The sequence below is a fragment of the Streptomyces sp. NPDC111606 genome (assembly GCF_055656945.1).
This window is the reverse complement of record NZ_JBVKBY010000005.1, coordinates 375,473-390,183: the sequence shown is the minus strand read 5'-3', so window position 1 is coordinate 390,183 and position 14,711 is coordinate 375,473. Positions and strand designations below refer to the sequence as shown.

12 protein-coding genes are annotated in these 14,711 nt (G+C 69.9%); 9 read left to right on the top strand and 3 right to left on the bottom strand.

The window, feature by feature from the left end:
• Positions 1 to 26 precede the first annotated feature (26 nt).
• Both ACZ7M7_RS20420 and ACZ7M7_RS20415 read left to right on the top strand, forming a co-directional pair.
• Positions 27 to 1,919 (top strand): glycoside hydrolase family 97 protein, encoded by a 1,893-nt coding sequence (locus ACZ7M7_RS20420; RefSeq protein WP_472118792.1) that lies wholly within the window; start codon positions 27 to 29, stop codon positions 1,917 to 1,919.
• 123 nt (positions 1,920 to 2,042) lie between these two features.
• On the top strand, positions 2,043 to 3,275 hold the full coding sequence (locus ACZ7M7_RS20415) for a glycoside hydrolase family 88 protein (protein WP_472118789.1): 1,233 nt from the start codon (positions 2,043 to 2,045) through the stop codon (positions 3,273 to 3,275).
• Positions 3,276 to 3,291: 16 nt separating this feature from the next.
• Here the strand turns inward: ACZ7M7_RS20415 and ACZ7M7_RS20410 are convergent, their stop codons facing one another.
• Complete coding sequence (locus tag ACZ7M7_RS20410) at positions 3,292 to 4,590, bottom strand: alginate lyase family protein (protein ID WP_472118786.1); 1,299 nt, start codon at positions 4,588 to 4,590, stop codon at positions 3,292 to 3,294.
• 220 nt (positions 4,591 to 4,810) lie between these two features.
• Here ACZ7M7_RS20410 and ACZ7M7_RS20405 point away from each other — a divergent pair, with 220 nt between their 5' ends.
• The 5 genes from ACZ7M7_RS20405 (at position 4,811) to ACZ7M7_RS20385 (ending at position 9,428) form a co-directional block, all read left to right on the top strand.
• Positions 4,811 to 5,896, top strand: a complete 1,086-nt coding sequence (locus ACZ7M7_RS20405; RefSeq protein ID WP_383629383.1) for an S-(hydroxymethyl)mycothiol dehydrogenase — start codon at positions 4,811 to 4,813, stop codon at positions 5,894 to 5,896.
• Complete coding sequence (locus ACZ7M7_RS20400) at positions 5,893 to 6,528, top strand: MBL fold metallo-hydrolase (protein WP_472118783.1); 636 nt, start codon at positions 5,893 to 5,895, stop codon at positions 6,526 to 6,528. The genes ACZ7M7_RS20405 and ACZ7M7_RS20400 overlap by 4 nt, the downstream gene beginning before the upstream one ends.
• A gap of 196 nt (positions 6,529 to 6,724) precedes the next feature.
• Positions 6,725 to 7,087 (top strand): bifunctional 3-phenylpropionate/cinnamic acid dioxygenase ferredoxin subunit, encoded by a 363-nt coding sequence (locus ACZ7M7_RS20395; protein WP_383599170.1) that lies wholly within the window; start codon positions 6,725 to 6,727, stop codon positions 7,085 to 7,087.
• Positions 7,084 to 8,247 carry an NAD(P)/FAD-dependent oxidoreductase gene (locus ACZ7M7_RS20390; RefSeq protein WP_472118780.1) on the top strand — a complete coding sequence of 388 codons (1,164 nt, stop codon included), beginning with the start codon at positions 7,084 to 7,086 and terminating at the stop codon, positions 8,245 to 8,247. The genes ACZ7M7_RS20395 and ACZ7M7_RS20390 overlap by 4 nt, the downstream gene beginning before the upstream one ends.
• A 50-nt stretch (positions 8,248 to 8,297) precedes the next feature.
• Entirely contained in the window at positions 8,298 to 9,428 is a 1,131-nt protein-coding gene (locus ACZ7M7_RS20385) for an aromatic ring-hydroxylating oxygenase subunit alpha (protein ID WP_383599164.1), read from the top strand.
• A 9-nt stretch (positions 9,429 to 9,437) separates the two neighbouring features.
• Here the strand turns inward: ACZ7M7_RS20385 and ACZ7M7_RS20380 are convergent, their stop codons facing one another.
• Positions 9,438 to 10,220: an IclR family transcriptional regulator gene (locus ACZ7M7_RS20380; protein WP_383599749.1), complete on the bottom strand. Its 783-nt coding sequence runs from the start codon at positions 10,218 to 10,220 to the stop codon at positions 9,438 to 9,440.
• Between the two features lie 166 nt (positions 10,221 to 10,386).
• Here ACZ7M7_RS20380 and betA point away from each other — a divergent pair, with 166 nt between their 5' ends.
• Positions 10,387 to 12,057: a choline dehydrogenase gene (betA, locus tag ACZ7M7_RS20375; protein WP_472118777.1), complete on the top strand. Its 1,671-nt coding sequence runs from the start codon at positions 10,387 to 10,389 to the stop codon at positions 12,055 to 12,057.
• Positions 12,058 to 12,132: 75 nt separating this feature from the next.
• Here betA and purU read toward each other — a convergent pair whose 3' ends face one another.
• Positions 12,133 to 13,014, bottom strand: a complete 882-nt coding sequence (gene purU / locus ACZ7M7_RS20370) for a formyltetrahydrofolate deformylase (RefSeq protein WP_383599158.1) — start codon at positions 13,012 to 13,014, stop codon at positions 12,133 to 12,135.
• 215 nt (positions 13,015 to 13,229) lie between these two features.
• On the opposite strand from purU, the gene ACZ7M7_RS20365 reads away from it, so the two are divergent.
• A complete protein-coding gene (locus tag ACZ7M7_RS20365) occupies positions 13,230 to 14,699 on the top strand; it encodes an aldehyde dehydrogenase family protein (protein ID WP_472118774.1) in 1,470 nt (489 codons plus the stop codon).
• Positions 14,700 to 14,711 lie beyond the last annotated feature (12 nt).

Sequence of the window (14,711 nt, the reverse complement as noted above, 5' to 3'; positions counted from 1 at the left end):
ATCGGACCACAACACGGAGGGCCCTCATGGCTGTTCCGATCAGAACCGCGGCCGCCGCGCTCTGCGCCGGGCTGGTGGCCGCACTCCTCACGACCGTGCCCGCGCGGGCAGAGCAGAACGCGCACGTATGGTCCGTGTCCGGCCCCGAGCGCAAGGCGGCGCCGCCCCGCGCTCAAGTGACGCTGGACGACGGCACCTTGAGCCTGGCGGTGTCCCGGGCCGGCCGGACGGTCATCGAGCCGTCGCCGGTCGGAATCGTCACCGAACAGGCCGATCTCTCCAAGGACTTGCGCTTCCTGCACCGCAAGGACCGGCTGGTCGACGAGCGGTACCGGACCAAGTCCGGGAAGCGGCTCGACCGCAGGGTCCGCATGAACGAGACCCGGCTGTCCTTCGCCACCGCCGCCGGAGCCCGGCTCGACCTCGTCGTCCGCGCCTCCGCCGACGGCATCGCCTACCGGTATGTCCTGCCCGCCGGGTACGGCGACGTGCTCGGCGAGACCTCCGCCTTCAACCTGCCGCCGGACGCGGGCGCGTGGCTGGGCACCTACCGGGTCGACAACGAGGGGCAGTTCGTCCAGTACACCGCCGCGACCGCCCCCACCGGCGCGTACTCGGACCAGGCGCTCTTCGCGACCGACGGCGGCTACACGCTGCTTGCCGAGTCCGACCTCACCGGCACCTACTCCGGCGCCCGACTCGCGCACGACAAGGGCACCGGCACCTACCGCATCAAGCTGGCCGACGACCGGATCCACACCGACGGCCCGCTCGCCACGCCCTGGCGGGCCATGGTCACCGGTGATCTCGCCACCGTCACCCGGTCCACCTTCACCGACGACCTCGCTCCCGCCTCCAAGGTCGCCGACACCTCGTGGATCCGGCCGGGCACGGTCCTGTGGACCTGGCTCGCGGGCGGCAAGGAGGCAGGTCAGAGCCTTTCCGCACAGAAGGCCTACGTCGACTACGCGGCCGAACGGAATTGGCCCTACGAGGCCGTCGACGCGGGCTGGTACTTCAAGACCGACGAGTGGGACACCACCGACCCGAACTGGCAGACCAACAGCTGGATGCCCGAACTCGTCGACCACGCCCGCGCCAAGGGCGTCGGCATCATCGTCTGGATCCACCAGCGCGACCTCGACACACCCGAGGAGCGCGCCCGGTGGCTGCCCACCCTGGAGCGCTGGGGGGTCAAGGGAGTCAAGATCGACTTCATGAACTCCGAGGCGCAGCCGATGCTCCGGTGGTACGACGCCATCCTCGCGGAGACCGCCGCCCACCACCTCATGGTCGACTTCCACGGCTCGACGATCCCCAAGGGCATCCAGCGGACCTGGCCGCAGGTCATGACCCTGGAGGGCGTCGCCGGCGAGGAGAAGCGCACCAACACCGCGGCCCACCTCACCACCCTGCCCTTCACCCGCAACGTCATCGGCTCCATGGACTTCACACCTGGCGCCTTCCAGCGGGTCGGCCTGCGTCCCAACTCCGACGCGGCCGAGGTCGGGCTCACCGTCGCCTACGAGTCGGGCCAGCAGATGTTCGCGGGCACTCCCGCTTCGTACGACGAACGGCCCCTGGCCCGGGCCTACTTCGACCAGCTCCCGGCGGCCTGGGACGACACCCGGCTGCTCACGGGCCGACCCGGTCAGGAGGCCGTGCTGGCCCGCCGCAGCGGCGACCGCTGGTTCCTCGGCGGCGTCTACGCAGGCACCGCCCACACGGCCGAGGTGCCGCTGACCATCGGCCCCGGACGGTGGCTGGTCGAGACGGTCGAGGACGGCGCCGACGGGCTCGTCCGGAACCGGCAGGTGCTGCGCGGCGGCGACACGCTGGGCGTGGCCGTCGTGGCCAATGGCGGCTTCGCCGGAATCGCCTGCCCATGGCGCCCGGGAATCAGCAGCTGTCACCGGTGAGCGCCGTCGATCCGACAAGTGGTTCACACTGATGAACATGACTCACGTGGGTGTACAGCAGTGTGTCCGCCGTGCAACGCTCGGTCAACTCCGTTCTCCCATTGACCAGTTGGAGGAACCGGCATGAGTGTTTCCCGGCGGACGATGCTGGCCACGGCGGTCGGCGCCGCGGCGGCAGGCGCTGTCTCGACACCCGCCACGGCCGCGGACGTGAACGCCGGTCGGACACCGGCACCGACCCTGCGCAAGCTCCGCGCGGCGGCCGACTACGCCGTCGAGAAGCTGCACACCGTGGCGCCCACCGTGACCGCCTTCCCCGTCGGCACGAAGTTCGAGAAGTGGACCTACTCGCAGAACGGTGACTGGGTCGGCGGGTTCTGGCCGGGCACGCTGTGGATGGCGTGGCTCTACAGCAAGGACGACACCTTCCGCACGCAGGCGCTGGCGTCGGCGCGGAAGCTGGCCCCGCGCCAGTACGACACCGGCACACACGACCTCGGCTTCCTCTTCTACCCGTCCTGGGTCACCGCCTGGCGGCTGACGGGCGACGAGGCGTGGCGGGCCGGTGCCCTACGGGCGGCCGACTCCCTGATCCAGCGGTACAACCCGCGCGGGCGCTTCATCAGAGCGTGGGGCGCGCTGAACGACGAGAGGAACGCCGGCCGCGTCATCATCGACACGATGATGAACCTCGACCTGCTGGCGTTCGCGAGCAGCCGGACCGGCGACGGCAAGTACCTGGACATCGCCGTGGAGCACGCGAAGACGGCTCAGCGGGTCTTCCTGCGCCCGGACGGATCGACGCCCCACGTCTACGACTTCGACCCGAACACCGGCGCCGCGATCGGCCCGAACACCGTGCAGGGATACAGCCCCACGTCCTGCTGGTCGCGCGGCCAGGCGTGGGGCCTGTACGGGTTCACCACGATGTACCGCCGCACCGGGAACCCCGAGTTCCTGGCCACCGCCCGCAGGCTCGCGGACTTCGCGATCGGGGCGCTGACCCCGGACCACGTCCCGGTCTGGGACTACCGCGCGCCGCAACAGCCGTACGACATCAAGGACGCGTCGGCCGGGGCGATCATGGCGTGCGGACTGCTCGACCTCTCCGCTGCCACCGGCAGGCACGCCTACCGCGAGGTGGCGTTGCGACTGCTCACCGCGCTGTCGGAGACGTGCCTGACGAGGAACTCGGCCCGCGCGGAGGCGGTGGTGGCCCGCTGCACGCGCAACCGGCCGGCCGAGGACGGGATCGAGATCTCCCTTCCCTACGCCGACTACTACCTGCTGGAAGGCATCCTGCGGGTGCTTCAGCCGCAGGACGTCGACCGCGCGATCGATCTCTCCAGGGTCTGAACCGGCGGGCCGGCGGTCACCCCGCGATGGAGTCCAGCTGTTCCGCCGCCGGGCGCAGGGCCCACAGGTCGCCGCCCGGCGGCGCCTCCAGCAGCGGTACGGCTCGCTGCGCCCGCCTGTCCCCGGCGTCGGCGGCCGCGTGCACGACGTCGGTCGCCGCGTACCGGCGGAACTCCATCTCGGGGTGCGGCCAGGCGGCGGCTCCGGTCGCGGCGGGCAGCAGATAGTCCACCGCCTTGAACAGGCTCTGCCCGTCCGGCCCGCGGTAGGCCCACAGGTTCACACCGACGTGCCGGCCGATGGCTGCGAGCCGGGTGTAGGCGACCAGGTCGAACGTCGAGTAGTGCCAACTCCTGGTCCGGGTCAGCTCCTGTGGCTGGCTCCCGTCGGACGCGATCTGCGGCGCGATGCGCTTGCTCCGGGCGTCCAGGACCGTCCGGCGGGCCAGCTCCTCGTCGCCGGTCGCGTAGGCGAGGCCGGCGAGCTGCATGTCGTAGAAGGTGCCGTGGTTGTTGGTGGCGGCGGCCTCCTGCTTGCCGAAGTCGCTGTTGATGAGCCAGTCGCGGAAGGCGGTGTTCCACCGCGCCATGCCGGAGCGGTCCTTCGCGGTCCAGCCCGGGGCGCCGGTCTGCAGCAGGGCGATTGCGTCGAGGACGCTGGTGTACGACTGCGAGAAGTCGATGATGCCGATGGCGCGGCCGTCGTACTTGCACGGAATGAACTGGGCGTGGTCGAGGTTCGGGTTCATCCTCGTGGCCGGATCGAGGAACCAGGTCCGCAGCACCTGCCCGGCCTTCTCGGCGTACCGCTTGTCGCCGGTGTAGTACCAGGCGAGCGAGAGGTCGTAGGTGGAGTCGAAGGTCTTCTCGACGTCCTGGCGGTCGGTGCCGGAGTCGACCTCCGGGTTGCGCTCGCCGTCGCGTTGCACATACGGGCAGCCCCACGGGTTGTCCGGGGTCGGGGCCTTGGTGGGCCACCAGTACGGAGCCTGACTGAGGTAGTCGTGGACGTCACCACCGGGTGCGGGCCGGGGCTTGTCGACGACCGTCCAGGGGCCTCGGTCCAGCCATCTGTCCGCGCGTGTCCGCAACGCCCCCAGCGCCTGCCGGAGTTGGGGGTCGCCGCGATCGAGGCGGATCTTCGTCCGGTGCAGGCGCGGGCCGTCCAGGACGGCGGTGTGCGGGATGCGTGGCGCCTGCTGTGCCTGTGCCTGCGCCACTGCCGGGGCCGGGGCGGCGGAGGGGGCGGGGGCGGCGCCGGTGGTCAACGCGGCCAGGACCGCCAGCAGGAGACCCGAGCGGGATCTTGCAGTCATGAGCCACTCCCTGACTGTTGAGGTTCATGAGTGTGAATGGTGTTCAGATCCGTGTTGGCGTGAGCATGCCACGCCCTTTGCGTCCACGGAAGGGGTCGTGCCGCGCTCTGCCGGGCCCTTGACCGCCGTTCGGCTCTCCCTGATGCTGTGTTGCGATGTATGAGATGCGTGCCGTAATGAGCAACATCTGATTCCGGTATCGACCAGCCGAGGAGTGGCCATGACGCACCAGGTCCGTGCTGTCGTCGCGCGGGGCAAGGGCGCCCCCGTCAGTCTGGAGACGATCCTCGTGCCGGATCCGGGCCCGGGCGAGGCACTGGTGAAGATCGAGGCCTGCGGGGTGTGCCACACCGACCTGCACTATCGCGAGGGCGGCATCAACGACGACTTCCCCTTCCTGCTCGGCCATGAGGCCGCCGGTGTCGTGGAGTCGGTGGGGGAGGGCGTCACCGATGTCGCCCCCGGCGACTTCGTCATCCTCAACTGGCGTGCCGTGTGCGGGCAGTGCCGGGCCTGTCTGCGCGGTCGGCCTTGGTACTGCTTCGCCACGCACAACGCGAAGCAGAAGATGACCTTGCCGGACGGCACCGAGTTGTCCCCGGCGCTGGGCATCGGTGCGTTCGCGGAGAAGACGCTGGTGGCGGCCGGACAGTGCACGAAGGTCGACCCGGCCGCGTCGGCGGCCGTGGCCGGGCTACTGGGCTGCGGGGTGATGGCGGGCATCGGCGCTGCCATCAACACCGGCAATGTCGGCCGGGGTGACTCGGTCGCCGTCATCGGCTGCGGTGGCGTCGGGGCCGCGGCGATCGCGGGGTCCGGCCTCGCGGGCGCGGCGAAGATCATCGCGGTGGACATCGACGACCGCAAGCTGGAGACCGCCAGGAAGCTGGGCGCGACGCACACCGTCAACTCCAAGGACGCTGACGCGGTCGAGGCGATCCGCGAGCTGACCGGCGGATTCGGCGCCGACGTCGTCATCGAGGCGGTCGGCCGCCCGGAGACGTACCAGCAGGCCTTCTACGCCCGCGACCTCGCCGGCACGGTCGTCCTGGTCGGTGTCCCGACTCCGGAGATGAAGCTGGAGCTGCCGCTGCTGGACGTCTTCGGACGCGGTGGCGCGCTGAAGTCGTCCTGGTACGGCGACTGCCTGCCGAGCCGGGACTTCCCGATGCTGATCGACCTCCATCTGCAGGGGCGGCTGCCCCTCGACGCCTTCGTCACGGAGACCATCGCGCTGGACGACGTCGAGAAGGCCTTCGAGCGCATGCACCACGGCGACGTGCTGCGCTCGGTGGTGGTCCTGTGACGGCCGGCGCCGGCATCGAACGCCTCGTCACCTCGGGGACGTTCTCCCTGGACGGCGGCACCTGGGACGTCGACAACAACGTGTGGATCGTCGGCGACGACACCGAGGCGATCGTCATCGACGCCGCCCACGACGCCGGGGCGATCGCCGAAGCACTCGCGGGGCGCACCTTGCGGGCCATCGTGTGCACGCACGCCCACAACGACCACATCGGCGCCGCTCCCGAACTCGCGGAGCGCACCCGCGCCCCGGTCCTGCTCCACGGCGACGACCTGCCGCTGTGGAAGCAGACCCACCCCGACCGGATGCCGGACGGCGACCTGGCCGACGGCCAGGTGCTCACAGTGGCCGGCATCGAACTCACCGTGCTGCACACGCCGGGCCACGCCCCAGGCGCGGTCTGTCTGTATGCGCCGGCCCTGACGGCGCTCTTCAGCGGCGACACCCTGTTCGCCGGCGGGCCGGGGGCGACGGGGAGGTCGTACAGCCACTTCCCGACCATCGTCGAGTCGATCCGGGAGCGGCTGCTGACCCTGCCCGGCGACACCGTCGTGCACACCGGGCACGGGGAGACCACGACCGTCGCCGCGGAAGCCCCGCACCTCCAGGAGTGGATCGACCGCGGCTTCTGACCGCCCCCCGGAAGGTCCTCGTACGGCGCCCGTTCCACCTGTTTCCGCAGGTGGTTCGGGCGTTTCGAGCTGCCCGGAAATCGCGTGAAAGGCCGGTCCGAACGAGGCCCATGGATGCCTTGACAACGCTTCTGGGCGGCCTTCAGACTGGCGTTGCGCTCATCGCAATCCGTTTCGCTATACGCACCGAGGTGTCATGATGATTCCCGCGTGCCGTCTCGCGGATCTCCCGCGAGGCGAGGCCCTCCGGCTCGATATCGATCCGCCGGTCTCGGTGTTCCACACCGACGATGGCGAGCTCTTCGCCATCGACGACACCTGCACCCACCAGGACGCCTCGCTCGCCGACGGCTGGCTGGAGGGCTGCGAGGTGGAATGCCCGCTGCATGCCTCGAAGTTCGACCTGCGTACCGGCGCGGTCGACGCCCCGCCGGCGAAGCTCCCGGTCCGGACCCACGAGGTCGTCGTCGAGGACGGCGTGGTCCACGTCCGGCTGTCCATGGACGCCCCCAACCTGCCGCCCTGCGTCGCAGCCCGGCTCGCCGGGGGAGTCGCGTGAGGACGGTGGCCGTGGTCGGCGCCTCGCTGGCCGGACTGTCGGCGGCGCGCTCCCTGCGCAAGCAGGGCTTCGACGGACGGCTGGTCGTCATCGGGGACGAGCTGCACCGCCCCTACGACAGGCCCCCGCTGTCCAAGGAGTTCCTGGCCGGCACCCTCGGCGAGACGGAACTCGCGCTGGAGACGGACGACGAGGACCTGCGGGCCGAGTGGCTGCTCGGCACCCGTGCCGTCGGACTCGACCGCACGGGGCGCACCGTCCGGCTCGCCGACGGACATCAGGTGCGCGCCGACGGGGTGGTCCTCGCGACCGGCGCCGCGGCGCGCACCCTGCCCGGCTCCGAGGGCCTGTCCGGAGTGCACACCCTGCGCACCCTGGACGACGCCCGCGCCCTGCGCGACGAACTGGCCCGCGGCGGACGGCTGGTGGTGATCGGCGGCGGCTTCATCGGGGCGGAGGTCGCCTCCACCGCGTACGCCCTCGGACTCGAGGTGACCGTGGTGGAGGTGGCGTCGACGCCGCTCGCCGGACCGCTCGGCGAGGCCATGGGTGCCGTCGTCTCCGCGCTCCACGCCGACCACGGCGTACGGCTGTTGTGCGGTGTGGGCGTCAAGGGGCTGAGCGGGGAGACCCGCGTCGACGCCGTCCTGCTGGAGGACGGCCGCAGCCTCCCCGCCGACATCGTCGTGGTCGGAGTCGGCGCCCGACCGTGCGTGCAGTGGCTGGACGGCTCCGGCGTCGAACTCGACAACGGCGTCAAGTGCGGGGCGGACGGCCGCACCAGCCTGGCCGGTGTCGTCGCGGTCGGCGACTGCGCCAACTGGTACGACCCCCGTGCCGGCTTCCACCGCCGTGTCGAGCACTGGACCGGCGCGCGGGAGCGGCCCGACGCCGCGGTCGCCACGCTGCTGGCGGGGGGTGCGGTGGCACCGGGTGTGCCCCGGCCACCGTACTTCTGGTCCGACCAGTACGGCGTGAAGATCCAGTTCGTCGGGCACGCCGCCGGCGCCGACAGCGTGACCGTCGAGGCCGGCGCCGCGGACGACCGTGACGTGCTGGCCGTCTACCGGCGGGCCGGCGACCCGGTCGCCGTGCTCGGCATGAACCAGCCGCGTCTGTTCACCCGCTGGCGCAAGCAGCTCGCCGCGGCGACGTCCTGACCCCGCCCCTGAGGCATCACCCCGCCACGACGTTCTCCGAGGAGTGCACCGTGACCTCGACCAGCCTGCCGGACAGTCTGATCGCCACTCTCCCCGGCTCCTCCTACACCGATCCGGTGATCTTCGCCCAGGAGCAGGAGCACATATTCGAAACCATGTGGTTCTGCGTCGCGCGCGCGTCCGACCTCGCCGGGCCCGGCGCCTTCCGCACCTTCGACGTGGGCCGCGAGAGCATCCTCGTCACCCGGGCGAGGGACAGCAGCATCCGTGCGTACTTCAATGTGTGCCGGCACCGCGGAGCCAAGCTCTGCACCCAGGAGTCCGGCGAGGTCAAGCGGGCCTTCCAGTGCCCGTACCACGCCTGGACGTACGACCTGAACGGCAAGCTCGTCGCGGCACCCAACCTCACCAAGATGCCCGACGTCGGCCGCACCGAGTACGGCCTGGTGAGCGTGGCCGTGCGCGAGTGGCTCGGCTACGTGTGGGTGTGCCTCGCGGAGAACCCGCCCTCCTTCGAGGAGGAGGTCATCGGTGAGATCGTCGCCCGCCTCGGTGACGTCGAGTCGATCGAGCGCTACGGCGTCGAGGACCTCTCCGTGGGCAAGCGGATCGTCTACGACGTGAAGGCGAACTGGAAGCTCATCATCGAGAACTTCATGGAGTGCTACCACTGCGCCACCATCCACCCCGAACTCACCGAGGTGCTCCCGGAGTTCGCGGACGGTTACGCCGCCCAGTACTACGTCGGGCACGGTGCCGAGTTCGGTGCGGACGTGCAGGGCTTCACCGTCGACGGGTCCGAGGGCCTGGACCGTATCCCCGGCGTCGCGCAGGACCAGGACCGCCGCTACTACGCGATCACCGTCAGGCCGCAGGTGTTCATCAACCTCGTCCCCGACCATGTGATCTTCCACCGTATGTATCCGGTGTCCGTCGACCGCACGATCGTCGAGTGCGACTGGCTCTACCTCCCGCACGTCGTCGAGAGCGGCAAGGACGTCAGCCGGTCCGTGGAACTCTTCGACCGGGTCAACCGCCAGGACTTCGACGCGTGCGAACGCACGCAGCCCGGCATGAGCTCCCGGCTGTACGCCAAGGGGGGAGTGCTGGTACCGAGCGAGCACCACATCGGTGCCTTCCACGACTGGGTGAACGAGCGTCTCGGCGTCCCCCGGTCGTAGCCGGGCGGGTCAGCCCAGGTAGCCCATTCGGTGGCTGATCTCCTCGGCGCCCTTGAGCAGGACCGGGGAGAGCTCGTGCAGGCGCTCCTCGGTGAAGCGGTAGGCGGGCCCGGAGGCGCTGAGGGCCGCGACGACCTCGCCGTCCCGGTTGCGGACCGGCGCGGCGATGGCGTGCAGGCCGATCTCCAGCTCTTCGAGCGTGAAGGAGTAGCCGCGTTCGCGGGCCTCGGCGAGGTTCTTCTCGAGCTTGGTCTTCGCGGTGATGGTGTTCGCGGTGACCTTCTTCATGCCCGTGGTGGACAGCAGCGCGGCGCGCTCCTTGGCGGGCATGTGGGCCAGCAGGATCTTGCCGCTGGACGTGGCGTGCAGCGGGGTCAGCTGGCCGACCCAGTTGTGCGCTGTGATCGCGCCCGGGCCGCGAACCTGGTAGAGGTTGATCGCGTAGTGCTCCTGCATGACGGCGATGTTCACGGTCTCGCCGAGCTCCTCGGCGAGGCGTTCACAGACCGGACGGCCCTGCTGGGTGATGTCGATACGGCCGGTGACGGCGCCGGCCAGCCGGACGATGCCGAAACCGAGCCGGTACTTTCCACGCTCGCCCGCCTGCTCCACCAGACCGCGCGCCTCCAGGGCGCCGAGCAGGCGGAAGGCGGTGGACTTGTGCACATCGATCTCGGCCGCGACCTCGCTGACGCCTGCTTCACCACGCTGGGCGAGGATCTCCAGCACGCTGATGGCACGATCCACCGACTGGACCCCGCCGGCCTGCGAGTTCGACGTTTCCGTGTCCATGCTGTAGTTGCTCACAGTAAAACTATACGCGCAGTAAACAACGCCACGGCAAGAAACAGAGCCGTGATCAGCCCGTGAAAAGTTGCGCGGTTCGCAACCTGGTGCGTATCGCGAACCCACCGCTAGCATGCCTCGCGTATCAACGGCGCGAGCGAGACGAGGCACCATGGCTCCTGTGCACTTCGACTTCCTCATCGTCGGCGGCGGCTCGGCCGGCAGCGCACTGGCGAACCGGCTCTCCGCGGACCCGGCCAACCGGGTGCTGGTGCTGGAGGCGGGCCGCACCGACTATCCGTGGGACGTCTTCATCCAGATGCCCGCGGCGCTGACCTACCCGATCGGCAACCGGTTCTACGACTGGAAGTACGAGTCCGAGCCCGAGCCCCACATGGGCGGCAGGCGCGTCTATCACGCCCGCGGCAAGGTGCTGGGCGGCTCCAGCAGCATCAACGGCATGATCTTCCAGCGCGGCAACCCCATGGACTACGAGCGCTGGGCGGCCGACCCGGGCATGGAGACCTGGGACTACGCGCACTGTCTGCCGTACTTCCGGCGGATGGAGAACTGTCTCGCGGCCGAACCGGACGACGAGTTCCGCGGCCACGACGGCCCTCTCGTGCTCGAACGCGGCCCGGCCACCAATCCCCTGTTCGGCGCCTTCCTCAAGGCCACCGAGGAGGCGGGCTACGCCCCCACCGAGGACGTCAACGGATACCGGCAGGAGGGCTTCGCCAAGTTCGACCGCAACGTCCATCGCGGCCGCCGCCTGTCCGCCTCGAAGGCGTACCTCAAGCCCGCCATGGACCGGCCGAACCTCACGGTCATGACCCGCACGCTCGTCACCCGGGTCCTGTTCGAGGGCAACCGTGCCGTCGGCGTCGAGTGCCGGCGCGGCCGGGGCCCGCTCAAGCAGGTCCGCGCCAAGGAGGTCATCCTCTGCGGCGGCGCGATCAACTCGCCGCAGCTGCTCCAGCTCTCCGGTGTCGGCAACGCCGAGGAACTGCGTGCCCTCGACGTCGACGTCGTCCACGACCTCCCGGGCGTCGGCGAGAACATGCAGGACCACCTGGAGGTCTACGTCCAGTACGCCTCCAAGCAGCCCGTCTCCATGCAGCCGTACATGGCGAAGTGGCGCGCTCCGTTCATCGGGCTCCAGTGGCTCTTCCGCACGGGCCCGGCCGCCACCAACCACTTCGAGGCCGGCGGCTTCGCCCGCAGCAACGAGGACGTGGACTACCCCAACCTGATGTTCCACTTCCTGCCCGTCGCGGTCCGCTACGACGGCTCCTCGCCCTCCGGCGGCCACGGCTACCAGGTCCATGTGGGCCCGATGTACTCCGATGCCATCGGCTCCGTGAAGATCAAGAGCAAGGATCCGAACGAGCACCCGGCGCTGCGCTTCAACTATCTCTCCACCGAGCAGGACCGCCGCGAATGGGTCGAGGCGATCCGCGTGGCCCGCAGGATCCTCGAACAGCCGGCCCTCGACCCCTACAACGGCGGGGAGATCTCGCCGGGGCCGGGCGTTGCGACCGACGAGGAGATCCTCGCCTGGGTGGCCGAGGAGGGCGAGACCGCCCTGCATCCCTCCTGCACGTGCAAGATGGGCACCGACGACATGGCCGTCGTCGACCCCACCAGCTTGCGGGTGCACGGCGTGGAGGGCCTGCGCGTGGTGGACGCCTCCGTGATGCCGTACGTCACCAACGGCAACATCTACGCCCCGGTGATGATGATCGCCGAGAAGGCCGCCGACCTCATCCTCGGCAGGAAGCCGCTGGAGCCGTCCACGGCCGCGTACTACCGCTACCCCGATGTCCGGAAGCAGGCGAAGTAGGCGCGCGGCTGAAGGGGCGTCGTATACGACGAGTGGGCCGGAGAGCCGGCCCACTCACCCATGTGGCCGAGTCGTTCAGCGGAAGACGACCGTGCGGTTGCCGTCCACCATGACGCGGCTCTCGCTGTGCCACTTCACGGCGTGCGCCAGCACCTGCGCCTCCACGTCCCGTCCGACCGTGACCAGCTCGCCGGGGTCGAGCGAGTGGTCCACCCGCACCACGTCCTGCTCGATGATCTGCCCCTCGTCGAGGTCCGGCGTCACATAGTGGGCGGTCGCGCCGACCAGCTTCACACCGCGCTGATAGGCCTGGTCGTAGGGGCGCGCGCCCTTGAAGCTGGGCAGGAAGGAGTGGTGGATGTTGATGGCGCGGCCCTCGAGCTGCTTGCAGAGGTCGTCGGAGAGGATCTGCATGTAGCGGGCCAGCACCACCAGGTCGACGTCCAGCTCCCGCACCAGCTCCAGCAGCCGCGCCTCGGCGTCGGGCTTGGTCTCCTTGGTCACCGGGATGTGGTGGAAGGGGATGCCGTACGTCTGCGCGAGCCCCTCGAAGTCCCGGTGGTTGGAGACGATCGCGGGGATCTCGATGTTGAGGGCGCCGGTGCGCCTGCGGAACAGCAGGTCGTTCAGGCAGTGGCCGAACCTGGACACCATGATCAGTGTCCGGACCGGCGTGGCCGCCTCGCTCAGGGCCCAGGAGATGCGGTAGGCCTGGGCGACGGGACCGAACCGGTAACGCAGGCCTTCCAGCGTGGAGTTGGGATCGGAGACATCGAAGTGGACCCGCATGAAGAAGCGGCCCTCGAGTCGGTCGTCGAACTGCTGACTTTCCAGGATGTTTCCGGAGTTCCGGACGAGAAAGCCGCTCACGGCGTGAACGAGACCGGCACTGTCGGGACAGGAGAGGGTGAGAACGTACTCGCGGCCGGATGACGATCGGGGGAACTTGGGGGACATGTCGGCCTCCGTCGGTGCGCATTGCACAACATGGAGAGCGATGCGCAACATGGTCGGCTCGGTGCCGCTTCCGGTCAAGGGTGGCCGTGAACGTGATCGCATGGTCAAATCGTCATCGGCCAACCTCTTGACGTGCGTCTGGTCATTCGCAAGGGTGTTCCACCACAAGCAATCGGGTGCACGATGCGCAACGACTTCGTTGAAAGGCTCGGCGCGTGGCAGACCTGTACGTGGATGGCGAATGGCGTGAGCCGGTGGCTGGCGGGCAGCGGGAGATCCGATGCCCCGCCGACGGCGCACTCGTGGCGACCGTGTCGGAAGGGACACGTGCCGACACCGAGGCGGCGATCGCCGCGGCCCGCCGTGCCTTCGACGAGGGGACCTGGCCGGGCACTCCCGAGCGGGAGCGCGGCGCGCTGCTGCTGCGCACCGCCGACCTGATCGAGCGCGACGCCAAGGAGTTCGCCCGCGCCGAGTCCCTGGACACCGGAAAGCGGCTGGTGGAGAGCGAGTACGACATCGCCGATGTCGTCTCCTGTTTCCGCTACTACGGCGGCATCGGGGGCACCGACGCCGGCCGTGTGATCGACACCGGCCGCGACGACGCCGTAAGCCGCGTCGTGTACGAGCCGGTCGGCGTGTGCGGGTTGATCACTCCCTGGAACTATCCGCTGCTGCAGGCGAGTTGGAAGGTGGCCCCGGCGCTCCTCGCCGGCAACGCGATCGTCCTCAAGCCCAGTGAGCTGACCCCCTCCACCTCCATCCTGCTGATGAAGGCCCTGGAGGAGGCCGGGCTCCCGGCCGGTGCCGCCCACCTGATCCTCGGCGCCGGGCCCGAGGCGGGCGCACCGCTCAGCGAGCATCCAGCCGTCGACATGGTCTCCTTCACCGGCGGCGTCGAGACCGGCAAACGCATCATGGCCACCGCCGCCGCGAGCGTGAAGAAAGTGGCGCTGGAACTCGGCGGCAAGAACCCCAACGTGGTCTTCGCCGACGCCGACTTCGAGACGGCCGTGGACTTTGCGCTCACGGCCGTCTTCCTGCACTCCGGGCAGGTCTGCTCGGCCGGCGCCCGGCTGATCGTCGAGGACTCCCTGCACGACCGCTTCGTCGACGAGGTCGTCCGCCGTGCCCGGCAGATCCGCCTCGGCGGCCCCTTCGACCCCGAGGCCGAGACCGGGGCGCTGATCTCCGCGCAGCACCGCGCCAAGGTCGAGGCGTATGTCGCGGCCGGCCTCGCCGAGGGCGCCGTGCTGCGCTGCGGCGGCGCCCGGCCGGACGACCCCGCCCTGGGAGAGGGCCACTACTACCTGCCCACCGTGCTCGACGAGTGCCGACAGGACATGCGCGTGGTGCACGAGGAGTCCTTCGGACCCGTGCTCACGGTCGAGCGCTTCACCGACGAGGACGACGCCGTACGCATCGCCAACGACACCGAGTACGGACTGGCCGGAGCCGTCTGGACGCAGGACGCGGGCAAGGCCCAGCGCGTCGCCCGGCGGCTGCGTCACGGCACGGTGTGGATCAACGACTACCACCCCTATGTGCCGCAGGCGGAATGGGGTGGGTTCGGGCATTCGGGCGTGGGCCGGGAGTTGGGACCGGCAGGCCTGAACGAGTACCGGGAGCCCAAGCACATCTGGCAGAACATCCAACCCCGGCCGCAACACTGGTTCCGCGGCTGAACGCCGAAAAGA

Coding starts and splice junctions, on each gene's coding strand:
- betA (WP_472118777.1), top strand. CDS start 10,387: ATGGCTCCTGTGCACTTCGACTTCCTCATCGTCGGCGGCGGCTCGGCC.
- ACZ7M7_RS20410 (WP_472118786.1), bottom strand. CDS start 4,590: ATGACTGCAAGATCCCGCTCGGGTCTCCTGCTGGCGGTCCTGGCCGCG.
- ACZ7M7_RS20420 (WP_472118792.1), top strand. CDS start 27: ATGGCTGTTCCGATCAGAACCGCGGCCGCCGCGCTCTGCGCCGGGCTG.
- purU (WP_383599158.1), bottom strand. CDS start 13,014: ATGTCCCCCAAGTTCCCCCGATCGTCATCCGGCCGCGAGTACGTTCTC.
- ACZ7M7_RS20405 (WP_383629383.1), top strand. CDS start 4,811: ATGACGCACCAGGTCCGTGCTGTCGTCGCGCGGGGCAAGGGCGCCCCC.
- ACZ7M7_RS20395 (WP_383599170.1), top strand. CDS start 6,725: ATGATGATTCCCGCGTGCCGTCTCGCGGATCTCCCGCGAGGCGAGGCC.
- ACZ7M7_RS20415 (WP_472118789.1), top strand. CDS start 2,043: ATGAGTGTTTCCCGGCGGACGATGCTGGCCACGGCGGTCGGCGCCGCG.
- ACZ7M7_RS20380 (WP_383599749.1), bottom strand. CDS start 10,220: ATGGACACGGAAACGTCGAACTCGCAGGCCGGCGGGGTCCAGTCGGTG.